This is a genomic window from Natronomonas halophila (genome assembly GCF_013391085.1).
In the GTDB taxonomy this organism is placed as follows: domain Archaea; phylum Halobacteriota; class Halobacteria; order Halobacteriales; family Haloarculaceae; genus Natronomonas; species Natronomonas halophila.
On record NZ_CP058334.1, the window covers coordinates 2,195,678 to 2,216,328 of the forward strand.

The 20,651-nt window shown below is 65.7% G+C and carries 22 protein-coding genes; 12 read left to right on the forward strand and 10 right to left on the reverse strand.

Annotated elements, in window-relative coordinates; genetic code table 11:
• The 3 genes from HWV23_RS11720 to thpR form a co-directional block, all read right to left on the reverse strand.
• Window positions 1-273: a 50S ribosomal protein L31e gene (locus HWV23_RS11720; protein ID WP_178290583.1), complete on the reverse strand. Its 273-nt coding sequence runs from the start codon at window positions 271-273 to the stop codon at window positions 1-3.
• Complete coding sequence (locus tag HWV23_RS11725; RefSeq protein WP_178290584.1) at window positions 270-422, reverse strand: 50S ribosomal protein L39e; 153 nt, start codon at window positions 420-422, stop codon at window positions 270-272. Before HWV23_RS11725 ends, HWV23_RS11720 begins: the two co-directional genes overlap by 4 nt.
• A 74-nt stretch (window positions 423-496) precedes the next feature.
• A complete protein-coding gene (thpR, locus tag HWV23_RS11730) occupies window positions 497-1,045 on the reverse strand; it encodes an RNA 2',3'-cyclic phosphodiesterase (protein WP_178290585.1) in 549 nt (182 codons plus the stop codon).
• A gap of 117 nt (window positions 1,046-1,162) precedes the next feature.
• Between thpR and HWV23_RS11735 the strand changes: the two genes are divergently transcribed.
• From HWV23_RS11735 to HWV23_RS11745, 3 genes are all read left to right on the forward strand, one after another.
• Entirely contained in the window at window positions 1,163-2,092 is a 930-nt protein-coding gene (locus HWV23_RS11735; RefSeq protein WP_178290586.1) for a ferritin family protein, read from the forward strand.
• A 100-nt stretch (window positions 2,093-2,192) separates the two neighbouring features.
• Complete coding sequence (locus HWV23_RS11740) at window positions 2,193-4,070, forward strand: formate/nitrite transporter family protein (RefSeq protein ID WP_178290587.1); 1,878 nt, start codon at window positions 2,193-2,195, stop codon at window positions 4,068-4,070.
• A 95-nt stretch (window positions 4,071-4,165) separates the two neighbouring features.
• Entirely contained in the window at window positions 4,166-5,296 is a 1,131-nt protein-coding gene (locus HWV23_RS11745) for an MFS transporter (RefSeq protein WP_178291663.1), read from the forward strand.
• Window positions 5,297-5,303: 7 nt separating this feature from the next.
• On the opposite strand, the gene HWV23_RS11750 is transcribed toward HWV23_RS11745, so the two are convergent.
• Window positions 5,304-5,999 (reverse strand): carbonic anhydrase, encoded by a 696-nt coding sequence (locus HWV23_RS11750; protein ID WP_178290588.1) that lies wholly within the window; start codon window positions 5,997-5,999, stop codon window positions 5,304-5,306.
• A 128-nt stretch (window positions 6,000-6,127) separates the two neighbouring features.
• On the opposite strand from HWV23_RS11750, the gene HWV23_RS11755 reads away from it, so the two are divergent.
• From HWV23_RS11755 to HWV23_RS11765, 3 genes are all read left to right on the forward strand, one after another.
• Window positions 6,128-6,604, forward strand: a complete 477-nt coding sequence (locus HWV23_RS11755) for an Lrp/AsnC family transcriptional regulator (protein ID WP_178290589.1) — start codon at window positions 6,128-6,130, stop codon at window positions 6,602-6,604.
• 457 nt (window positions 6,605-7,061) lie between these two features.
• Window positions 7,062-8,546 carry a proton-conducting transporter transmembrane domain-containing protein gene (locus HWV23_RS11760; protein WP_178290590.1) on the forward strand — a complete coding sequence of 495 codons (1,485 nt, stop codon included), beginning with the start codon at window positions 7,062-7,064 and terminating at the stop codon, window positions 8,544-8,546.
• Window positions 8,536-10,974: a DUF2309 domain-containing protein gene (locus HWV23_RS11765; RefSeq protein WP_178290591.1), complete on the forward strand. Its 2,439-nt coding sequence runs from the start codon at window positions 8,536-8,538 to the stop codon at window positions 10,972-10,974. Before HWV23_RS11760 ends, HWV23_RS11765 begins: the two co-directional genes overlap by 11 nt.
• A gap of 12 nt (window positions 10,975-10,986) precedes the next feature.
• Here HWV23_RS11765 and HWV23_RS11770 read toward each other — a convergent pair whose 3' ends face one another.
• A complete protein-coding gene (locus HWV23_RS11770; RefSeq protein ID WP_178290592.1) occupies window positions 10,987-12,276 on the reverse strand; it encodes a PQQ-dependent sugar dehydrogenase in 1,290 nt (429 codons plus the stop codon).
• 108 nt (window positions 12,277-12,384) lie between these two features.
• Between HWV23_RS11770 and HWV23_RS11775 the strand changes: the two genes are divergently transcribed.
• The 3 genes from HWV23_RS11775 to HWV23_RS17085 all read left to right on the forward strand — a co-directional run bounded on the left by HWV23_RS11775 (window position 12,385) and on the right by HWV23_RS17085 (window position 13,775).
• Window positions 12,385-12,825: a DUF2085 domain-containing protein gene (locus tag HWV23_RS11775; protein ID WP_178290593.1), complete on the forward strand. Its 441-nt coding sequence runs from the start codon at window positions 12,385-12,387 to the stop codon at window positions 12,823-12,825.
• A 69-nt stretch (window positions 12,826-12,894) separates the two neighbouring features.
• Complete coding sequence (locus HWV23_RS11780; RefSeq protein ID WP_178290594.1) at window positions 12,895-13,332, forward strand: TM2 domain-containing protein; 438 nt, start codon at window positions 12,895-12,897, stop codon at window positions 13,330-13,332.
• Window positions 13,332-13,775: a zinc ribbon domain-containing protein gene (locus HWV23_RS17085; RefSeq protein ID WP_211693243.1), complete on the forward strand. Its 444-nt coding sequence runs from the start codon at window positions 13,332-13,334 to the stop codon at window positions 13,773-13,775. The genes HWV23_RS11780 and HWV23_RS17085 overlap by 1 nt, the downstream gene beginning before the upstream one ends.
• A 16-nt stretch (window positions 13,776-13,791) precedes the next feature.
• Here HWV23_RS17085 and HWV23_RS11790 read toward each other — a convergent pair whose 3' ends face one another.
• The 4 genes from HWV23_RS11790 to HWV23_RS11805 all read right to left on the reverse strand — a co-directional run bounded on the left by HWV23_RS11790 (window position 13,792) and on the right by HWV23_RS11805 (window position 16,898).
• Window positions 13,792-14,502, reverse strand: a complete 711-nt coding sequence (locus tag HWV23_RS11790; RefSeq protein WP_178290595.1) for a CAP domain-containing protein — start codon at window positions 14,500-14,502, stop codon at window positions 13,792-13,794.
• Window positions 14,503-14,540: 38 nt separating this feature from the next.
• Entirely contained in the window at window positions 14,541-15,620 is a 1,080-nt protein-coding gene (locus HWV23_RS11795) for an iron transporter (protein WP_178290596.1), read from the reverse strand.
• A 79-nt stretch (window positions 15,621-15,699) separates the two neighbouring features.
• On the reverse strand, window positions 15,700-15,846 hold the full coding sequence (locus HWV23_RS11800) for a hypothetical protein (protein ID WP_178290597.1): 147 nt from the start codon (window positions 15,844-15,846) through the stop codon (window positions 15,700-15,702).
• A gap of 89 nt (window positions 15,847-15,935) precedes the next feature.
• Window positions 15,936-16,898: a glutathione S-transferase family protein gene (locus HWV23_RS11805; protein WP_178290598.1), complete on the reverse strand. Its 963-nt coding sequence runs from the start codon at window positions 16,896-16,898 to the stop codon at window positions 15,936-15,938.
• Between the two features lie 135 nt (window positions 16,899-17,033).
• Between HWV23_RS11805 and HWV23_RS11810 the strand changes: the two genes are divergently transcribed.
• The 3 genes from HWV23_RS11810 to HWV23_RS11820 all read left to right on the forward strand — a co-directional run bounded on the left by HWV23_RS11810 (window position 17,034) and on the right by HWV23_RS11820 (window position 20,128).
• Complete coding sequence (locus tag HWV23_RS11810) at window positions 17,034-17,801, forward strand: 4-phosphopantoate--beta-alanine ligase (protein WP_178290599.1); 768 nt, start codon at window positions 17,034-17,036, stop codon at window positions 17,799-17,801.
• A 65-nt stretch (window positions 17,802-17,866) separates the two neighbouring features.
• Complete coding sequence (locus HWV23_RS11815) at window positions 17,867-19,051, forward strand: M48 family metallopeptidase (RefSeq protein ID WP_178290600.1); 1,185 nt, start codon at window positions 17,867-17,869, stop codon at window positions 19,049-19,051.
• A 120-nt stretch (window positions 19,052-19,171) separates the two neighbouring features.
• Window positions 19,172-20,128, forward strand: coding sequence for a cell division protein CdpA domain-containing protein (locus tag HWV23_RS11820; RefSeq protein WP_178290601.1), 957 nt, complete (start codon window positions 19,172-19,174; stop codon window positions 20,126-20,128).
• Here HWV23_RS11820 and HWV23_RS11825 read toward each other — a convergent pair.
• Complete coding sequence (locus HWV23_RS11825; protein WP_178290602.1) at window positions 20,125-20,619, reverse strand: Mut7-C RNAse domain-containing protein; 495 nt, start codon at window positions 20,617-20,619, stop codon at window positions 20,125-20,127. The genes HWV23_RS11820 and HWV23_RS11825 overlap by 4 nt on opposite strands.
• Between the last annotated feature and the right edge of the window lie 32 nt (window positions 20,620-20,651).

Below are 20,651 nucleotides of genomic sequence, written 5' to 3' on the forward strand. Positions count from 1 at the left end.
TTATGCGGTCTCTGCTTCGACGACCGCTTCGCCCTCTTCTTCGAAGCGAGCGGCCCGGACGCGGAGTTTCTTCGGCGGCTTCGAACGGCCGCGGGACCAGACTTCCTCGTTGATGGAGGGGTCCAGTCGGACGGCGTCCTCGTCGACGTTGAAGTGCTGTGCGAGGTGCGAGCGAACGAGGTTCATGGCCTTGTCTGCGCGCTGGCCCTTCGACTCTGCGAGGACGTCGCGAAGCGGGACCGTCATGACGCGCTCGTCGAATTCAGCGCTCATTCGTCCGTGTCACTCCGCCGCCAGTTGCGGCGCTTGTGGTTGCGAAGCGTGTCGCGGTCCGTCTTCATGATGACCCACGCGGGCACGCGGCTGTTCTGGTTTTCGAGCTTCGACAGCCGCTTCTTCTGCGCCTTCGATTTCTTACCCATAGTAGACGAGTCTTCCCTCGCTGTGTTTAAATTCTTGTTCCTTTGGGTCCCGCAACGGTCGCCGATGGCCCCGCTCAGAGCGGGAACCGCTCGACGGTCTCGTATTCGGGCCCCTCCTCGGTCAGCGTGCTCTTTTTCAGTCGTAGTTCGTCGACGTGCAAGGTGCCGGCCTCGGGGTCTTCCTCCCGGACGAGTCGCTGGACGTCTTCCTTGGCGGCCGCGTGGTCCATCCGGCCCAGCGTGACGTGCGGCGTGAACTCGTGGCGTTCCTCGTCGTAGCCGAGCGCGGTCGTCTCGAATTCGAGGTTCTCGTGGAGGGTGGTGAGCGGTTCGGTCCCCTCCGAGACGCCGAGCCAGATGACGCTGATGTAATCCAGCGAGGGGAAGACGCCCAGACCCTCGAACGTCGCCTCGAAGGCGCCGGTATCGGCGCCCTCCACGGCGGCCTCGATGGCGCCGGTGAGGTCGTCGAGGTCGTGGTCGCTCTCGCCGAGGAACTTCATCGTGATGTGGGCCTGTTCGGGGTCGGTCGGGTTGATGCCCGGCAACTCCCGAAGCGGCGCCTGAATCCGGTCGACCTCCGAGGCGAGGTCGTGGATGTCGACGCTAACGAACAGTCGCATACACATGTATTGGGCGCCGACGGTCTTAAACGCCGGTTTCGGCCCGCTCCCTTTTGAACGGGCCTTTCCTTTGGGGTGTAACACCTTTGTGGATGCCCACGTACTAGCTACCGGACCATGAATATCGATAGCACACGACACCTGCAACTCGACCGGGAGAGTCGCGGGACGCGCTACTATCGCAACGCCGTCGAACGCCACTGGGACCCCTTCGACATCGACCTCGATACCGACCGCGAGCGGCTCATCTCGTACTTGGAGGGCGAGGACCGCGCCGAGGCCATGCTGGATTCGATGCGGATGGGCGTCGCCCGCTTCGGCGCCGGCGAGCAGGCGGTCACCGAGGACCTCGCGCCGCTGGCGACGGCGCTGGATGACCTCGACGACCAGATGTTCATCACGACCCAGATTTACGAGGAGGCCAAACACACCGACCACTTCGACCGCTACTGGCGGGAGGTCATCCATCCAACCGAGGAGGCGCTCGGCTTCGAACTCTCGTCGCCGACCGACGACAAGTGGTTCAACGACGCCTACCACGAACTCTTCGAGCGCAACGAGGAAGCGACCCACCGCCTGCTGGATGACCCGACGCCCGAGGACTTCGCGCGGGCGTACTGTCACTACCATCTCGTCATCGAGGGTATCCTCGCCCAGACGGGCTACTACGGGATGCAGCAGTCCTACGCGAAGGACAGCCACACCGACCTGCCGCATCTGCCCGGCATCTACGAGGGCTTTACCAAGATTCGACAGGACGAGGGCCGCCACGTCGGCTTCGGGATGGCGAAACTGAAGGAACTGGTCGCCGAGGAGGGCGTCGACCCCCATCTGCTGGACGAGACGGTCAACGAACTCCTGCCCTTCGTCAACAAAATCGCCGCCAACCCCGAGGACCAGTACGTCGAGAACGTCGGCCCGCAACCGGCCGAACTCCAGCAGTTCGCCACCGAGAAACACGTCGAGCGGATGGAACAGATCAAAGACGCCGCCCAGGACGTGCCCGACCTCGAATCGCTGACCGAACTCGAAGGCGTCGGCGACTGACGACGCGGCCCCGGTTTCGGAAGCGCGGGAAACCGGACTGGTCGTCCGTTCCGACTCGTCTCCCGCAAACTCAAGTTCCTGCCGTCTGACAATCCCGGTAATGGACGACTCCGACCGGTCGCCCCCGGGCAACGGGGACGTAGACGAGATTCGCCAGGAGGAACTGGACGAGTCGGTCCGGGAGGCCATCGAACGCTCGAAACTCGGCGCACCCGCGGTCGGCGAGGCGGTCCGGGACCGCTTTTCGGCCGACGAGGTGTTCCAGCGCATCATCGCCGCCGCCGACGAGGAAGTCACCTCCGGCGGCCGGGAACTCCTCTTCAGCGGCATCGCCGCCGGCTTCGCCATCAGCATCACGTTCCTGCTATACGCGTCGATGTCCGCGGCGAGCGACAGCAAGGTCATCGGCGCGATGCTCTATCCGCTCGGCTTCATCTACATCATCATCGGCGGCTACCAACTGTACACCGAGAACACGCTGCCGCCCGTCGCGCTGACCATCGAACGCCTCGCGAGCCTGCCAACGCTGCTCCGTCACTGGACCATCGTTCTCGCCGGGAACTTCATCGGCGGCGCGGCCGGTGCCGTGGTGCTCACATACGGCGGCGTCTTCGAACCCGCGGCCGCCGAGGAAGCCCTCTATATCGCCCGCAAGGGCGCCTTCGAGACCGCGTGGTGGTCGCTGTTCTTCAAGGCGCTTTTCGCCGGGCTCATCGTCGCTGGCGTCGTCTGGGTCAGTTTCGCCTCCCGCGACACCATCTCACGGATGGTGGTCGTCTATCTCGCGTTCCTCGGGATTCCGCTCGGTAACCTCTTCCACGTCGTCGTCTCCTTTACCGAAGCGCTCTACCTGATGTTCCACGGCGAGTTGGCCTTCGTCCCCGGGATGACCGGCTTCGTGTTGCCCGTCCTGTTGGGCAACACCATCGGCGGAATCGTACTCGTCACCGTCGTCAACTACTTCCAGACGAGCGAGCAGCGGCTCGAATCCGCGCGGTTCGAGGGTATCGAACGCCGGTTATCGCCGGCCGAGTGGATGCTCGGTCGCGTGGCCGGCCGTTCGTACGTGCCCATCCTCGACCCCTCCGAGACGGACCTGACAGAGGAAGGCGACTACCGTATCATGGTGCCCATCTCGAATCCCCGGACCGAGTCCCGGACCGTCGAACTCGCGTGCATGCTCGCCAGCAGCCACGAGAACGCCGTCGTTCACGCCGTTCACGTGGTACAGGCGCCTGAGCGGATGTCGCTGGGAAGTAAACAGCGCCGCCGCATCACGGCTGCCTCCGAGAAGCAACTCGAAACCCTCCGCGACGACGCCGCGGCGTACGACATCACCTTCGAGACGTCGACGACGGTTACGCACCGCTCGTTCGAGGAGGTGTTCAACATCGCCCGCCGGACGGACCCCGACCTCGTGTTGATGGGCTGGACCCATGGCCGCCTGTGGAGCGCCGCCCGCGCCGAACGGCCGCTGGCGGAGTTGACCAACCAACTGCCCTGCGATTTCCTCGTCGTCAAGGACCGCGGGCTGGACACCTCGAAGTTCCTCCTGCCGACGGCGGGCGGCCCCGACTCCGACCTGAGCGCCGAGGTGGCCCGCGGCCTGCAGGAGATCGCCGACACCGAGGTGACGATACTCCACGTCGTCGATGGCCCCGAGGACAAGGAGGCCGGCAAGCGGTTCATCCGTGAGTGGGCGGTCGACCGCGGCCTCAGTGACGCGGACATCATCGTCGACGACTCCGGTGACGTCGAGGGGGCTATCGAACGCGAGGCCGAGAATCACACCATCGTCGCCCTCGGTGCGACCGAGCAGGGCCTGCTCTCGCGACTGGTCACCGAGACGCTCCATCTCGACGTCGTCGGCGAGGTCGACTGCTCGATAATGCTCTCGGAGCGACCCTCCGAGCGGTCCATCCTCGAACGCCTCTTCGGGAGCAGTCACCGCGAAAAGCCGGAGAAGGCGGAGCCCTGACTCCCCGACCGGAAATCCGGGTATAAAAGTATCCCCGTCGCCCACCTCCGAACGTGTCCCACGAAGAACGGCTGGTCGGCGGGTACACCGGACGGATGCTGGCGGTGTTGGTGCTGGCGTGGGCTACCCTGCAGTTGGCCCGGTTCGCGATTCCGCCGCTGTTGCCGGAGGTTCGGGCGGACCTCTCGATGTCGCTTACCGAGGCCGGCATCGCGATGACGGTTCTACAGGGCGTCTATGCCGTCTTCCAGTATCCGAGCGGCCGTCTCTCGGACAGTTGGAGTCGGGCGACCCTCCTCGCGCCGTCGTTTCTCGTCCTCGCGGTCGGTTGTGTCCTCATGGGCGGCGCGCGCGGCTTCCTGTTTTTCGTCGCCGGCACGGCCGTTTTCGGCCTCGGAAAGGGCCTCTATGCCATCCCCTCGCGGGCGGTGCTTTCGGACCTGTTCGTCGAGCGACGGGGCCGCGCGCTGGGCGTCTTCAGCGCGGGCACCGACCTCGGCGGCGTCCTCGCCTCGATTGCCGCCGCGGCCGCCATCGCCTACGCGACGTGGCGGGTCGTCTTCGTTCCCGTCGCGGTACTGTTGGTCGCCCTGCTCGTGCTTTTCGTCGTCTGGAATCGCGAGGAATACGTCGTCCACGATTCGGACCTCGAAATCCTCGCGACGGCCCGGCGCCTGCTGGCGACGCCCCGACAGCGCTGGACTATCGTCGCCTTCGTCTGCTTTTACTTCATGGTCAACGGCGTGTTGAACTTCCTGCCGGAGTATCTCCGTGAGGCGAAGGACTTCTCGCCGGCGCTGGCCAGCGGCACCTACGCCCTGCTTTTCGCCTTCGGACTGTTCATCAAACCCACCTCGGGCGCGCTCAGCGACCGCTTTGCGCGACACACCGTCGCCGTCGTCGGGATGGTACTGGCCGCCGCGTCGCTGGCGCTGCTCGTCGTCGCTGGGGCGTTCGTCGGCGTCGTCGCCGCCATCGTCCTCTTTGCCTTCGGCTACAAGGCGCAGTTTCCCGTCATCGACGCCATCCTGCTGGACGCCGCCCCCGACGCCAAGACGGGCGCGGACCTCGGCGCGGCCCGGACCCTCTTTTTAGGTATTGGCAGCCTCGGCCCCACCTTCGTCGGCGTCGTCGCCGAACGGATGAACTTCACCGTCGCTTTTGCCGGTCTCGCGGGGACGCTCGTCGTCGCCGCAGCCATCCTGCTGTGGATGGGCAAGGAGTGAGCGACCCCTACGTCAGCAGGCGCCGGACGTGGGTCCCGTACTCGTCGGGGACCTCCTCGCGGAGCCGTTCGAGGTCCGTCTCGCCGTCGTGATTGACCAGATAACAGCGGCCGCGCGTTTCCCCATAGACGCCCTGAAAATCGTATACGAAGCCGAAAACCGTCGTCTCGTCGGGCACTTCTTCGTTCGACTGGAGGTAGGCCACCTGCCGGTCGACGTTGTATTCGACCAGTTGGTCGACGAGGTTGCCGTCCCCGTCGGCCTCGATGCGCGGGTCATCGAGACCGTCCTCGATGACCGAGCGGAGCCAACTGACGCGCTGTCTGATGCCGGGGGGCAACTCCCCGTCCGTCTCGCCGTGGACGTCGTCCAGCGTGGCGGTAATCGCGCCACAACCGGTGTGGCCGACGACGGCGGCGGTGTCGGTCTCCGTATAGCGGAGCGGGTAGAGGACGTCGCCGTTGACGACCCGCTCGTCGCCGACGGCGTCCCACGTCTGATTGCCGATATTGGCGACCGAAAAGAGCCAGCCCGGTTCGTCGACGTCCCACATGCCCTCCTGTGAGACCCGCGAGTCAGAACAGCAGACCGAGACCATCGCGGGCGACTGGACCTCCTCGACCGCCGAGAAATGGTGTTCGGGGAGCGATTCGACGTGCCGCCGGTTTCGTGCTAGCAGTTCAGCGAGGGTGGTTCGTGGCATTGTCGCCGTCGTCGTGCTCTCCTCGCGCCTCTCAGGAGCCGAGAGTGGTGGCGCGGCGGTCCGAGCCGAGAGTCGACTGAAGCATACAGAGCCGAAGTACCTTATATTTTCGAGGAGAAGCAGGGGGTATGCCGGACTACGACCCCGACGACGTCGACCGGGAAATCCTCTATGCGCTCCAGGAGGACGCTCGAAACCTCTCCTCGGGCGAGATCGCCGAGCGCACCGAGGCCTCGTCGAGTACCGTCCGCAAACGGATCCAGCGGCTGGAGTCCGAGGGCATCATCAAGGGGTACAGCGCCGATATCGACTACCAGCAATCCGGTTATCCCCTCCGGATGCTCCTCTTCTGTACGGCCCCGATTCCGGACCGTGGCGAACTCATCGACGATATCCTCGATATTCCCGGCGTCGTCTCGGTGCAGGAACTGGTTACCGGCGAGGAGAACCTGCTGGTCACGGCCGTCGGCGAGAACGACGGCGACATCACGCCCGTCGCCCAGAAACTCCTCGAAATGGGCCTGACCGTCGCCGACGAGGTACTCGTCCGGAGCCACGAGACGACACCGTTCGACGACTTCACGTCCCGGGACGCCGACGAGTAGCCCGTTCGACGCAAGGGCGAACAGTTCGTTCTCCCACTCCGTCTTTCGTATCGGACTGTTCGATATGGGTGGTTTTATATTCCGGTCTGGCGCAACGCTGAACCAGATACCCCCGTTCCAGCTATGATACGTGATGCTCCGGTCGGGCGATTCGGTAGCGATACTGGCCGCGTTGAGGCGGCTCGCCGGTTATCCGATGACTGCGCGCACGTATTGAGCACGAACCTGATGGGTCCCACCGCGAGCCACGACGGCTCGTCACCCTCGCCGTCTCCTTTCCCAACCGTCAATATTTGACCAATCTGTTCAAAAATCATTATAGTTAGAACAAATTGGTCGTATCGGTAGGTATATTAACCGGACTGTTCATAGACGAAGTAGAACCAGTCGCTCCGTTCGAAGCCTCCGACGACGCACCGGGAACGGGGCACGGCTGGACGGACGACGAATCAGAAGGATGACCGGACAACCACACTCGAACGACGGCGTACAACTCCCCGAAACACCTTCCCCGACGTCGGTCGTGCCGCGAGCGTCGACGTACGGTGTCTGGGCGCTCTTCGTCGCCTGTCTCGGGATGCTCGTCCTCTCGGTGTGGCGCGGCTACGAGTGGGGCATCCCGGGCTACGTCGTCATCGACGGCCTGACGGTGGTGATGTGGGTCGTCATCTCGTTTTTCAGCGGCATCGTCCACTCCTACTCCCGCCGCTACATGGCCGGCGACAGCAACCTCGACGGCTTCTTCGGGCGGATTCTGGTCTTCACGCTCGCGGTCATGACCATGACGGCGGCCGACCACGTGCTGGGGTTCGTCGCCGCGTGGCTGGTGATGGGGCTGACGATGGCCTCGCTCATCGGCCACGTTCGTGGCTGGGAGCAGGCACAGGCCGCCGCGTCGATAGCCCGCCGGTATTTCCTCGCCAGTAGCGGTCTGCTCGCCGTCGGCCTGACGGCGCTGGTCTGGACGACGGGTACGACCTCCATCACCGGGATTCTCGGGCAGGCCGAGAGCCTCCCGCCGCGTTTCTCGCTTCTCGCCGTCGGGGCGATTTTCCTCGCCGCGATACTCCAGTCGGCGCTGTTCCCCTTCCAGAACTGGCTGCTCTCCTCGATGACCGCGCCCACGCCCGCGTCGGCGCTGATGCACGCCGGCTTCGTCAACGCCGGCGGCATCCTGCTGACGCGCTTTGCCCCGCTGTTCGCCGAGGACCTCGCGGTCATGTCCGTCATCGTCGTGGTCGGCGCCGTCAGCGCCCTGCTGGGACAGGCCCTCCTGCTCGTCCAGCCCGATATCAAGCGCAAACTCGGCGCCTCGACGGTCGCCCAGATGGGCTTTATGATACTGCAATGCGGCCTCGGCTTCTTCGCGGCCGCCATCACACATCTCATCCTCCACGGTTTCTACAAGGCGTATCTGTTCCTCTCTTCGGGCGCGACCGTCGAACCGACGGCCCCATCCGGCTCGAAACGCGCCAGCCTCGGCTTTCTCGGCCTCGGGGTCAGTCTCCTCACGGCAGTCGGCGGCGGCGTCCTCTTCATGACGCTTACCGGGAAAGGAACGAATCTGGACTCCGGCCTCGTCCTGACGCTCGTGGTCGTCCTGACGACGCTGCACGCCGCGCGGGACATCCTCCGCCGGTCGAAACTGTCGCCGCCGCTCAGACTGGTCAGCGTCCCCCTCGTCGTCATGTCGGCTATCGGCATCTACAGCGTCATGTTCAACAGCATCTCCGCGCTGCTGTCGGAGGTGCCGATGACGACGGCACCGACCGAACTCACGGTCGTCCACGGCGCGGTCGCCGCCGCCTTCGTCGTCGCGTATCTGGCGACCGAACTCGGCTGGCATCGCTCCAGCAGGCGGCTCTACGTGGCGCTGCTGAACCTCTCACAGCCGAATCCGGACACCATGCTGACCCAGAAGGAGGATTACAATGACGCATAAAACGACCCTCGACGAACGCATCGACCACGCAGCCCAGTCCGTCGGCTCCGTCTGGCCGCTCCACTCGTTCGTGACGGCCAACCCGCTGTCCGGGCTCGAAGACCAGCCGTTTCACGAGGCCGTCAGCGAGGCCGAAGGGCTCTTCGGCGGTCGGGGCTATCCGCACGCTTCCGTCTTCGAGCAGGCCTGGGCGGACGGCCGCATCGACCCCGAGATACTGGCCGCCGAACTGGACGCTCACGGTATCGATAGGGAGCCCGAGGCGCTCCTGGCGGAGATGGCCGAGGCCGAGGAGGAGGCCGAGTCGGACACCGAAACGGACCCCGCGACCGATGCGGTCGACCGGGTCATCTCGAAGTGGCTCTCGGTCTTCCTCGACCAGGGCAACGCCCAGTGGGCGATGCCGGACCGCGAGGACGGCTTCTATACGGCCTGGCGCGCGGTGGCGCCGTACGACGACGAGATTCCCGGCTGTGAGTCCCCATCGGACCTCCCCGAAACGCCAAAAGACGCGCTGGAAGCGGTCCTCGCCGACTACTCGCAGGACCGCTGGGAGACGATTCTCGAACACCACCTCGCCGCGCTGCCCGGCTGGACGGGCTTCATCAAACAGCGCGCCGATGGCGATGGCGACCCCTGGCAGTCGACGTATCCGATAACGCTCACCGAATACCTCGCGGTCCGCCTGACGCTGGCCGACCTGCTGGATGCACCCATCGAACCGGATGACACCGACGGTGCCGACGCGGCGTCCGAGGACACGGACGACGTACCGCTGCCCGAACTCTGGCTGCACGCGTGGGAGAAGAGCCACCGGGAGCGCCTCGTCGAAGTGACCGCCGAACCGGACGACGAATCGGCCTCGGAGGCGGACGCCCGCCCGGCCGCCCAGTTGGTGTTCTGTATCGACACCCGTTCGGAAATCATCCGCCGGCACATCGAAGCCGCCGGCCCCTACGAGACCCACGGCTACGCGGGCTTTTTCGGGATTCCGATGCGCTATGAGGGCTACGACGCCGACGTCAGCATCGACGCCTGTCCGCCCATCGTCGACCCCGAACACTACGTTACCGACCGTCCGGACCCAAACGAGGCCGATAGCCGCGACGTCTACGACCAGTGGACACGGCTGGTGTCGGCCGGCCGCAAACACCTCAAGACACTCAAGAGCAACGTCGCGGCGGCCTTCACGTTCGTCGAGGGCGCCGGGACTACTTACGGTGCGGCCATGGCGACGCGGACGCTGCTGCCTTCCGCGGTGTACGACGGGATGAAGGCCGTCGATAGCGCCGTTCCCAGCACCCCCGAGTTCGCCACGCCGACGCTGGACCGGCCGGCGGACCACGACCACGACCACGGCGACCTCCCGCAGGGGATGACACTGGAGGAGAAGGTCACCTACGCGCAGAACGCCTTCGAGTTGATGGGCTGGGAGGAGTTCGCCCGCCTCGTCGTCTTCACGGGCCACGCCAGCCAGACGACGAACAACCCGTTCGATTCGAGTCTGGACTGTGGGGCCTGCGCCGGCAACCCCGGTGGTCCCAACGCCCGCGTGCTCACGACAATCTGCAACGACGAGGCCGTCAAGGCCGAACTCCGTGACCGCGGCATCGAGGTTCCCGAGGAGACCGTATTCCTCGGGGCCGAACACAACACGACCACCGACGAGATAACCCTCTTCGACAGCGAGGTGCCCGAAAGCCACCAGGACGACGTCGAGAGTCTGCGCGAGGACCTCGAAACCGCGCGGGCCGGCGCGACGGCCGAACGCGCCGACTCGATGGCCGCTGAGACGGACGATGGCGTCCGGGACACCCAGCGCCGTGCGGCCGACTGGGCGGAGACGCGCCCCGAGTGGGGGCTCGCCGGTAACTCTTCGTTCGTTATCGGTCCCCGCGAGTTGACCGAAGGCGAGGACCTCGATGGCCGTGCGTTCCTCCACTCCTACGACTGGACGACCGACCCCGACGGCGAGGCCCTCGAAGCCATCATGACCGGGCCGCTGGTGGTCACCCAGTGGATCAACAACCAGTATTACTTCGCGACGGTCGACAACGCCGTCTACGGCAGCGGTTCGAAGGTGACCCAGAACCCGGTCGGAAACGTCGGCGTCTACCAGGGCAACGGTGGCGACCTGATGACCGGCCTCCCGCTGCAGTCGCTGTATGCGGACGCCGACCAGCCGTACCACCAGCCCCTGCGCCTGACGGCGGTCATCCACGCGCCGGTCGAACAGGTCAACGACATCCTCCGCGAACACGAGCAACTCCAGCAACTGCTCGACAACGGCTGGATTCGGTTGACGGTGCTGGACCCCGAGCAGGACAACGCGCCGGTCCACTACGAGGAAGACCTCGAATGGACGCCGACGCAGGGCGAAACACCCACCGTCGAGGAGCCGATGGTCGTAGGTGGCGCTGCTGACTAAGCCGTTCCCCCGTTACTGCGGTTCGATTCTGATAACGCGGTCGTCGTCGTCCTTCGGGAACTCCTGAATCGTCCGGCCGTCGCGGTTCGACGTGAGCAGGTAGAGTGCACCCTCGGGTCCGACCTCGACGTGGCGCAATCGCCCGTATTCGCCGTCGTAGAACTGGTGGACCGTCACCGTGTAGCGGTCGTCCAGCCAGTCGGCATCGAAGCGGTTGCCGCCCGGCGGACTCGCCCCGTTGGCCGACAGCGTCACACAAAACAGCGTCTGCGAACGCAGCCCGGCGACGAACAGGCGGTTGTGCCACGCCGGTATCGCCTCTTGCTTATAAAAAGCGATGCCGGAGGGCGCCCACGTTCCCAGTTCCCCGGTGTTGAGCAGCGGCGGCGTGAACTCCTCGTAGTCGGCGTAGGCGTCGTACTGGGTGTCGGTCGGCCCGCCGCGGGCGACGTCCCACCCGTAGTTTGCGCCGGGTCGGAGCGCCGACACCTCGTCGCGGGACTGGGGGCCGTGTTCGGCGACGATGGGTTCGCCGTCCGGTGTGAAGTCGATACCCTGCGGGTTCCGGTGGCCCACCGAATAGAGTCGCGGATCGGTGCCGTCGCCGAAATCGGGGTTCTCGGCGGGGGCTTCGCCATCGAGGCCGACGCGGAGAACGGCCCCGCCGAGCGACGTCGCGTCCTGTGCGTGGGCCGGGTCCGTCGCGTCGCCGGCACAGACCCAGAGCCGTCGGTCCGGGCCGACAGTAATCCGACCGCCGTTGTGGTATTCCGCAGCGGGGATGTCGTCGACTATCGGCGTCAGTTCGTCGGCTAAGATGTCGTAGCGGACGACCCGGTTGCGAAGGTCGTCGTCGGCCGTATAATAAACGAAAACGACGGGCGGGTCGGGGTAATCGGGATGAGCGGCCACGCCGAGCGTGCCGCCCTCGCCGGGGCCGGTTCGGTCCGGTAGTTCGGCGTCGCGGAGGATGCGTTCCCCATCCGAGGGTGCCAGTTCCGAATCGGTCCGAAGCGTTTCGGCGTCGAACCGTCGAAGCCCGCCCGTTCGCTCGGTGAGGAGAGCATCACCGCCAGCGAAGGTCAGGTCCCACGGAATCGAGAGGTTCTGGACGGCCGTTACCTCACGGATGTCGGCGGCTTTTGGCGAGCCATCGGCGGGCTCCCACGTCGGGTCGGCGGGCCACGGTGCCTCGCCGTCGCCGACCGGCCGTTCGTCGTAGGAACTGGAGAGACACCCGGCGAGCGCGCCAAGTGCCGCCACGCCGCTTCCGAGGACCCCGCGCCGCGTGGGTTGCTGCATACCTCGTCTGAGGACTACTCGCTAATACTTGCTTGGCTGGTGCCGGGGTGGTCGAATGCGGGCACTCGGACGGCAAGATTGAGGCCCACGCGTTGCCAAGGGCCGTCGATGGTCGACTGGGCCGAACTCAGGGCTGGCCTCCGTGAGACGCGGCGCTACCTCCTCGCCCACCACGAACCGTCGGAGTGGTACCGCTGTTATGCGCCGACGGTGTTCGGGCGCCGACTCCACATCTGTGCGCGCTGTGCCGGCATCTATTCCGGTATCGCCGCCGGCCTCGCGGCGTATGCGTTCGGCCCCGCGTGGCTGGCTCACCTCGCGTTCGTGGCGCTTCTGCCAGCCCCGGCGCTGGTCGATTGGGTCCTGACGTCGTTTTCGGACCGGCGCGGCTACAATCCGGTTCGGACTGTCACCGGCGGACTGCTCGGATACGGCTACGGTCTCGGCCTCCTGCTGTTCTTCCTGAAAGGTGATATGCGCGTCCCGATTATCGGCGTCGTCTACGGGGTTCTGGCGGGCGTGTTGCTCGCCGTCCAGCGGTCCCGGTAACGACGGAACACGTGCCACCGGGGTGATGCGACGGCTAGTTATATAAGTCCCGGACTGCCAGCAAATTCCATGTCCGAGCGAGACGAAAGCGGCGACGACACCGACGAGGAACGCGGCAGCGGGTTCGACGAGCCGGCGAGTGAGCCGGCCAGCGACCCGGCAGGTGGGACGGCTGCGCAGTCAACCGACACTCCCGGCCCGGACGAGCAGTACTGTTCCAGTTGTGGGGAGATAATCAAGAAGGAAGCCGAAATCTGTCCGGAGTGTGGCGTCCGGCAGAAGTCCGCCGCTCCGAGCAGTTCGAAGGACCGGACGACGGCGGGCATCCTCGCTCTCCTCCTCGGCGGCATCGGCGCCCACAAGTTCTACCTCGGCGAGACGGGCCTCGGCGTCCTCTATCTCTGCTTCTCGTGGACGCTCATCCCCGCAATCGTCGGGTTCATCGAGGGACTGCTCTATCTCACCAAGACCGACGAGGAGTTCCAGCGCCAGTACGTCAGCGAGTAATGGGGCGGCAGAAAGGCGCCGACGAGGTCTTCTGTACGTCCTGCGGCGCCGCCATCAAGAAGGAAGCCGAGATCTGCCCGGAGTGCGGCGTTCGAAACGAGAACGCGACGGGACGCCGGAGTTCCCCTACCCCCACGGAGACGACCGTCTCGGATTCGTGGTGGTACGGCGTCGCCATCTGTACCGGTCTCTGGGTGCTGGTTCTGCTGACGGCGTCGGTCGAACTGCCCGGCGTGTTGGATTCGCTGTTCGGCCTCGTGACCATCACTGCCTGGGTCGGCCTGCCGCTGTCGGCGTATTTCGACATCAAATACGTCAGCAGTCGAAGCCAGTGGCGACCGAACGCGGCGCTGTGGGTCATCGGCCTGCTGGTCTGGTTCGTCAACATCGTCCTCGGTGCCGTCTATCTCTACCGGCGCCACGAGGTCCTCGGAGAACCGTAGCCCCCCACGGCCGACTTTAACAGAACAACTGCGTCACGTAGATGGCATCGTCACCGATAGCGACGCCGACGCCCTGTCGGGTGAACCCTTCTTGAAGGAGTGTCCGGCGGTGGCCCGGCGAGTCCATCCACGCCCGGACGATGTGGTCGGCCAGCGCGGTCTCGGAGCTGGCCAGCGCGCCGCGCGGTGCCTGATAGATGTTCTCGCCGGGGAGACAATCGAGGCCGGCCTCCCGAACCCTGTCCTCTGGGTCCTGTCCGTCAGGGTTGGTGTGATTGACGAAACCGCGGTCGCGCATATCGCGGCTATGGTTGCGGGCAACGGCGGCCAGCGCCTCGTCGTGGGTGGTGTCGCCGACGCCGGCGGCGAGTCGTTCCTCGTTGCTCCGTGTTTCGATGTGGTCTTCGACAGCGCCCGAATCCAGGGGTACACCGAGCGGGCCACCCCACGCAACGGCGGCCAGCGCCGCGACGACGAGAATGACGGTGAGGGCGGCGAGGCCGAGTCCGGGTCGGAAAAGCGACGAGAGCGGTTCGACGGGGCGGTCGGCCGACTGCCCGTCGCTGGCATCGAGGTCGAGGCGCCACCCGGAGGTGTCGCCGGCGTCCGTCCCGGGACAGTCGTGGGCCTCGGGCGGCCGATGGTCGGCACAGCAGGCCGCACCGCAGTGAGGGCAGGCGTCGCTGACCGGGGTTTCGGCGCCGCAGACGACACACTCCGTGGACACGAGCGTCGGTACGGGCCGGCGGGTCAAAACGGCGGCGGCTACAGGCCGAGCATGGCGTCGGGCAACTGGAGGAAGGCGGTCTCGTAGCCCTCGTGGCGGGAGACCTGCGGGTGCGTATCGACCGCGAGCGTCAGGTCGTCGCCCGATTGGGCGTCGACGGCCGCGCCGAAGTGATAGCCGAGTTCGCTGTCGAAGGTCCGTTCGAGTCGGCCATCGAAGACCGATTCGCCGTCCCGCTGGATGGTGGCCGACAGAGCCATGGCGGGCAGCACCAGGTCGTTGTACGGGGTATGCGCCAGAACGGCGAGATAGCCGTCACCGTCGATGCCGGCCGGCGGCGAATCCAGGGAGAGCACCTCGAAGCGGGCGTCGCCGCTCTCGGCGGTGCCGTGGTGTTGGCCCGAAAGCGAGGCGGGGTCGGGCGAAATGCCGAGCGGGACGTCCATGTCCATGACCGGAGGCACGCCGGCCTCGCCCGCGCGGTCGGTCGTTCGCTCGACGGAGAGGCTGTTGCGTGTTTCGACGCTGAACGGGAAGTCGACGGTCGCGCTGCCGGGCTCTTCGAAGCGGTCGCTGTAGTCGCCGGTCCGGCGGACGCTCGGCGCGCCGACGGAGACGGTCACCTCGTAGTCGCCGTCGCCGTCGAGTCGGAAGTTTGCGCCGTAGTGAAAGCCCATCCGCGGCGAAATCATCGGATAGATGACCTGCTCGTCGAGGGCCTCGCCGTCCTTCGTAATGTCGATGGTGACGCCCGTCTCGGGGAGGACCCGCTGGGTCTGGGGGTCCCAGACCAGCGCCATCAGGTGGACGTCGTCGCTGCCGTCGGGGGCATGGAGGTTCGCGTCCTCGACGGATTCGGTGGTCGCGTCGACGCGCCAGAACCGGTGGGGGAAGGTGTAGGTCACGGCCACGGCGTACTCGTCGTTCGCCGAGCGACCCATCCCGACCATCTCCATCCCGTCGACGTGGGTCGGGAAGTAGACGCGCTCCGGTCGGTCCTCGAGGATGGGTGGTGTGGACGCGACCTCGCGGGTTTCGAACAGGTCGGTACAGCCGGCGGTGGCGGCCGTCACTGTGACTCCACCGAGACACGCCCGCAGGTACTGGCGGCGCTGCATTGTCAGCGATTCAGGGCGCGATGGCTATGCCGATTTCGGTCCGGGGAAGAGAGAACGGTGGAAAAGAGCGAACGGCCGGTCAGAGTTCGATTTCCTCGTCCTCGTAGAGTTCTTCGAATTCGAGGTCGCGGTCACGTGCTTCGAGCGTCCGCTCGATCTCGTATTCTCGGCGCTGTTCCCGCTTCTTCTGCCCTTTCCGTTCGCGGCCTCGTTTCGTGTCCGGCATTGCGTGTGAGAGTATACCACGCACACATATATGCGTAACGCATGCGGCGGGTCCTGCACAGGGCGGAGAAAACGGCCGAAAGCGGCGGCTTAGACCGGCGGTTCGCCGGCCAACTCGTCGCGGTCGTGCGGCGCCTCGAAGTCAGGGTCAGGCCCCATCGGGATGATGCGCTTGGGGCTCACGTCGGGGTGGGTCGTGTAGTAGTGTTCCTTGATGTGGTCCATGTGCGTCGTCTCGCCGAAGCCCGCCGTCTGGTAGAGGTCACGCAGGTACGGCCAGAGGTTGTCGTACTCGCGGATGAGTTTGTGGTTGCACATGAAGTGGGTGTGGTAGACCTCGTCGAAGCGGACCAGCGTGGTGTACATCGCGATGTCGGCTTCGGTGAGGCGGTCGCCGACCAGATACCGCTGGTCGGCCAACACGCCGTCCCAGTAATCCAGCGCGTCGAACAGTTCGCTCACCGCATCGTCGTAGGCGTCCTGTGTCTCCGCAAAGCCGGTCCGGTAAACGCCGTTGTTGATGGGTTCGTAAATCTCGTCGAGGGCGTCGTCGATATCGTCACGCAGGTCGACAGGCGCGAGGTCGGCGCCGTTGCCCAACTCCGCGAAGACCGTCGTCAGGTTCCGCATGATTTCGCGGGACTCGTTGTTGACGATGGTCCCCTCCTGCTTGTCCCAGAGAACGGGCACCGTCACTCGACCCGTATACTCGGGGTCGGCCTCGACGTAGACCTCCCGGAGGTAATCGAAGTCGTTGATGGAGTCGGTCGTACACCCCTCCTTCCCGGGGGTGAACTGCCAGCCGCCGTCGTCGCGATAGGGGTCGACGACGTCGACCGAGATGGCGTCTTCGAGGCCGAGCAGTTTCCGCGTCACGAGCGCCCGGTGGGCCCACGGACAAGCATACGAGACGTAGAGGTGATAGCGGCCCGCTTCGGCCTCCGCGGGGTCGACGTGGTCACGGAAACTGGTCGGTTGCCGTTCGAACTCGCCGGCCTCGTTGGTCGGGTCGTAATCGGTGACCCACTCGCCGTCGATGAACTGGTTGACCATACTGAGATTAGGGCCTCATCGGGGATATGCCTGCGGCCGAACACGGTGCTTTGCCGAGAGTCACGACGTGGCGCATGGCCACGACGGACGCGAGGGAACGGGAGCCTTTTATTATGCCGTCGCGGAACTCCAGCCATGACTGACGCGGAGATTCCGGAGTCACATCCCCGCTATGAGTCGCTCATCACGCGACACCGCATCGAGGAGGGGGTCGACCTCGGTATCACCTCCCGACAGGGACTCATCGCACAGGGTCGCGGCGAGGCCTTCGATTACCTGCTCGGCGAGGAGACGATTCCGAGCGCCGACGAGGCGGAGCGAGCGGCGGCTGCCCACCTCCTGCGGGCCGACCACGCCGTCCTCTCCATCAACGGAAACGTCGCCGCGCTGGCGCCCAGCGAGATGGTCGACCTCGCCGAGGCAACGGGCGCGGACCTCGAAGTCAACCTCTTCAACCGCACCCGCGAGCGCATGGAGAAAATCGCCGCCCACCTCCGTGAACACGGTGCCGAGGGGGTCAAGGGCCTCACCGCGGACGGCCGGATTCCCGGCCTCGACCACGAGCGCGCGAAGGTCGACGCCGACGGCATCGGCAGCGCCGACGTCGTCCTCGTCCCGCTGGAGGACGGCGACCGCGCCGAGGCCCTCGCCGAGATGGGCAAGACCGAACTCGTCGTCGACCTCAATCCGATGTCCCGGTCGGCCAAATCGGCGGCCGTTCCCATCATCGATAACCTGATTCGCGCGGTCCCGAACATCACCGACCACGCCCGCGAGTTGGCCGATGCCAGCGACGAGGAACTCGACGCGATTATCGAGGCCTTCGACGCCGACGTCGCCCTCGACGCCGCCGAGCGAGCGATTCGCGAGATGGACGATGAATCGGGCAGCATCGACGACTGAGGCGCCGCTTATCGGCGCTCGAACTCGGAGAAAGTTTCACTATCGATCCGAACGGGGTGTCTGCCGTGACGTTGGGTCTCCGCCTCCGGGTTTCGCTCCTCTTTCGGACCGCCTTCGCCCTCTGTATTCTCGGGGTACTGACGCTGGTTTTGAGCCTCATCATCAGCGTCTTCGGGGCCATCTTCGGCTTCATCGTCTGGGGGTGGCTCTTCCGCATCTACGAGTTCGTCCTCACGATGCCGCGGGTTTCGGCGGTGACGCCGGCCCCGTCGACGGTGATGGCACCGCTTGCCCTGCTCGTTCTCGTCGGCATCGTCTACGGCTGGGAGCACATTAGTCCATATACGAGCGCCGACACGCTTCTGCCGCCGACCGACGCGGTGTCAGCGGGCCTTTTGGTCGTCGCGCTCGGGAGTCTCTATCTCCTCGTCATCGAGGGTATCGTCGCTATCGCCGTCGCGCTCTCGATGGCCCTGACGGCACTGGACGGCCTGCTCGTCGTCTTCCTCGTGGGGGCGGTGCTGGCCATCGCTGGTACCATCGGCGAGGTGCGCCACGAAATCGGCGACCTTCGGGAGAACCTGCTCCATGAAACCGTACTGGCCAAAGACATCGCCCCCGAGGTCGAGCGGACTACCCACCGCCTCGCCCAACTCGCGGACGTGCCGCCGCCGGAGGTGCGAATCGCCGAGACCGAGCGGCCGGAGTCCTTTACTATCGGAACCGGCACGAACGCCGTCGTGGTCGTCTCCGGCGGACTCATCAACACCCTCGACGAGGCGGAACTGGAAGCGGTGTTGGCCCACGAGGTGAGCCACCTCGCGAATCAGGACAGTCGTATCATGGGCGCTGCCTTGGCGCCGGTGCTGGCGGCCGACGACTGGATCGACCAGAACCCCGACGACTACGACGTCGGCGACTGGCTGTGGAACCGGATGTTCGGCGGCCTGAAGTGGTTCGGCCAACTGGGCGTCGCCGTCTTCTCTCGCGGTCGGGAGTTGAGCGCCGATACTGCCGCGGCCACCCTCACCGGGTCGCCGTCGGCACTGGCGAGCGCCCTCCAGCGCCTCGACGAGGAACGTCGGACGCCGGAGACCGACCTCCGGGAGTGGGAGGATTCGGTTACGGCCATCGACATCCTGCCGCCCTCCGAGCGGGAGGGCGCGACCGGCCCGTTCCGTACTCATCCGTCGACCGACGCGCGTATCGAGCGCCTCCGGCGATTAGCTGCAGACGCCGAACGCGAGTGAGCGGTCGCCGTATTCGGTATCGACGAATCGGCCTCGCGCGGGCCGAACGGGGGGAAAACCGCCCGCCGTCTTGCGCGCGTCTGACGTAGTGTTTTGTGTGTTGAGACGGAACGAAACCCTATGGCTAGCCTCACGGAGGTCTATGAGGGAGGAAACGGGGCCAGCCTCCGGCGGCTGTATGCCGGTGTCGCGCTGTTTGGGGTCGGCGCGGTACTGCTCGTTGCGGGCATCGTCATCGCAGCCACCGAACTGTCCCAATCGCTCGGCCTCGGGTTGTTCGAGGCACGGAACTACGCGGGGGTCCTGGGCGGCCTCGGGCTTCCAGCGCTGCTGCTCGGTACGATAATCGTCCTGCCGCGGGCCGAACGCCACGTTAGAGTCGGCGCCGCGGCGGGCGGCCTCGTCTGTCTCGTTGGGGTCGTCCTGTTCAACGCCGCCTACCCTGTCGACTGGGTCGGCGGCTCCGGCAACACCTCGATGACGCTTGCCGTCGCCGCGGTCTACTTCACCGGTGCCATCATCACCAGTTGGAGCCTCTTCGCATCGGTCGCGAGTTTCAAGGCTCGCAACGACCCCGGCGGCACCGTCAAACTCGAAATCACGAAGGAGGGGGAAACGAAGGTGGTCGAAGTCTCCAACGACGACCTTCGCGGCAAACTCGGCGGTATCGGCCTCCTCGGCAGCACGCCTGACGGCGACGTCGAGACACAGACCAACCGCGACAAGGAAACGACGGGGACGGAATCGGACCGAACGACGGGCCGCTCCCGTTCGGCCTCGAACGCACCCGAAAACGACGCGCAGGCCCGCTCGCGGTCCCAATCCCGCTCACAGCCTGACTCCGGGTTCGGCGACGACCTGAGCGTCACCGACGGCGGCGCGACGACCGACGACGCCGAGTTCCTCGACGAGGGCCCGACCGGCGCCCCCTCGCCCGACGACCGCTACTGCGGCAACTGCGGGCACTTCCGCTACGTTCGGACCGACGAAGGCATGGTGCCCTACTGTGGGTACCACGGCGAGGCCATGGACGACATGGAAGCCTGCGACGAGTGGACGCCGAACACCCAATCCTAATCGAGCGCCTTCTTCATCCGCTCGTAGTGGCTGCCTTTCCAGAACACCTGTCCACAATCCCGACAGCACCAGCAGTCGGTGTCGGCGGGGTCCGGCGCGTACTCGGGAGTGTCGGCGTCTTCGGGAACCGCATCGAGTCGGCCGTTACACCGCCCACAGCGTGACGGCTCCTCGTCGGCTTCCAGTTTGACGCCTGCTTCCCGGAGTTCCACCAACTGTGATTCGACGTCGCGTTTCGTGAGCAGAATCGAGTCGTCGGCCCGTTCGGCTAACTCCACGTCCCGAGTGAGGAGGATGCGGTCTTCGGCGTCGGCCAGTTCGAGAATTCGGTCGTCGGCCTCGATGTCCCTGTCGCCTGCGTAGGCCGTATCGTAGCCGGCGAGTCGGAGGTGGACCGCGAGTTTGCCGAGCATCACGTCGAGGACGAAGGCGTCCGTTTCGGGTCGAACGGAGGTGGTGTCGTTTTCATCGGGTTCTTTTTCGGTCGTCATCTCCGAAATCTTATTCCCGGCAGGACAGCCAC

Excerpts from the sequence above, each read along its gene's own strand:
- HWV23_RS11750 (WP_178290588.1), bottom strand. The coding sequence starts at position 5,999 with ATGCCACGAACCACCCTCGCTGAACTGCTAGCACGAAACCGGCGGCAC.
- HWV23_RS11720 (WP_178290583.1), bottom strand. The coding sequence starts at position 273 with ATGAGCGCTGAATTCGACGAGCGCGTCATGACGGTCCCGCTTCGCGAC.
- HWV23_RS11770 (WP_178290592.1), bottom strand. The coding sequence starts at position 12,276 with ATGCAGCAACCCACGCGGCGCGGGGTCCTCGGAAGCGGCGTGGCGGCA.
- HWV23_RS11820 (WP_178290601.1), top strand. The coding sequence starts at position 19,172 with ATGGCTAGCCTCACGGAGGTCTATGAGGGAGGAAACGGGGCCAGCCTC.
- HWV23_RS11775 (WP_178290593.1), top strand. The coding sequence starts at position 12,385 with ATGGTCGACTGGGCCGAACTCAGGGCTGGCCTCCGTGAGACGCGGCGC.
- HWV23_RS11810 (WP_178290599.1), top strand. The coding sequence starts at position 17,034 with ATGACTGACGCGGAGATTCCGGAGTCACATCCCCGCTATGAGTCGCTC.
- HWV23_RS11740 (WP_178290587.1), top strand. The coding sequence starts at position 2,193 with ATGGACGACTCCGACCGGTCGCCCCCGGGCAACGGGGACGTAGACGAG.
- HWV23_RS11795 (WP_178290596.1), bottom strand. The coding sequence starts at position 15,620 with ATGCAGCGCCGCCAGTACCTGCGGGCGTGTCTCGGTGGAGTCACAGTG.
- thpR (WP_178290585.1), bottom strand. The coding sequence starts at position 1,045 with ATGCGACTGTTCGTTAGCGTCGACATCCACGACCTCGCCTCGGAGGTC.
- HWV23_RS11780 (WP_178290594.1), top strand. The coding sequence starts at position 12,895 with ATGTCCGAGCGAGACGAAAGCGGCGACGACACCGACGAGGAACGCGGC.
- HWV23_RS17085 (WP_211693243.1), top strand. The coding sequence starts at position 13,332 with ATGGGGCGGCAGAAAGGCGCCGACGAGGTCTTCTGTACGTCCTGCGGC.
- HWV23_RS11735 (WP_178290586.1), top strand. The coding sequence starts at position 1,163 with ATGAATATCGATAGCACACGACACCTGCAACTCGACCGGGAGAGTCGC.
- HWV23_RS11825 (WP_178290602.1), bottom strand. The coding sequence starts at position 20,619 with ATGACGACCGAAAAAGAACCCGATGAAAACGACACCACCTCCGTTCGA.
- HWV23_RS11725 (WP_178290584.1), bottom strand. The coding sequence starts at position 422 with ATGGGTAAGAAATCGAAGGCGCAGAAGAAGCGGCTGTCGAAGCTCGAA.
- HWV23_RS11760 (WP_178290590.1), top strand. The coding sequence starts at position 7,062 with ATGACCGGACAACCACACTCGAACGACGGCGTACAACTCCCCGAAACA.
- HWV23_RS11745 (WP_178291663.1), top strand. The coding sequence starts at position 4,166 with ATGCTGGCGGTGTTGGTGCTGGCGTGGGCTACCCTGCAGTTGGCCCGG.
- HWV23_RS11765 (WP_178290591.1), top strand. The coding sequence starts at position 8,536 with ATGACGCATAAAACGACCCTCGACGAACGCATCGACCACGCAGCCCAG.
- HWV23_RS11755 (WP_178290589.1), top strand. The coding sequence starts at position 6,128 with ATGCCGGACTACGACCCCGACGACGTCGACCGGGAAATCCTCTATGCG.
- HWV23_RS11800 (WP_178290597.1), bottom strand. The coding sequence starts at position 15,846 with ATGCCGGACACGAAACGAGGCCGCGAACGGAAAGGGCAGAAGAAGCGG.
- HWV23_RS11805 (WP_178290598.1), bottom strand. The coding sequence starts at position 16,898 with ATGGTCAACCAGTTCATCGACGGCGAGTGGGTCACCGATTACGACCCG.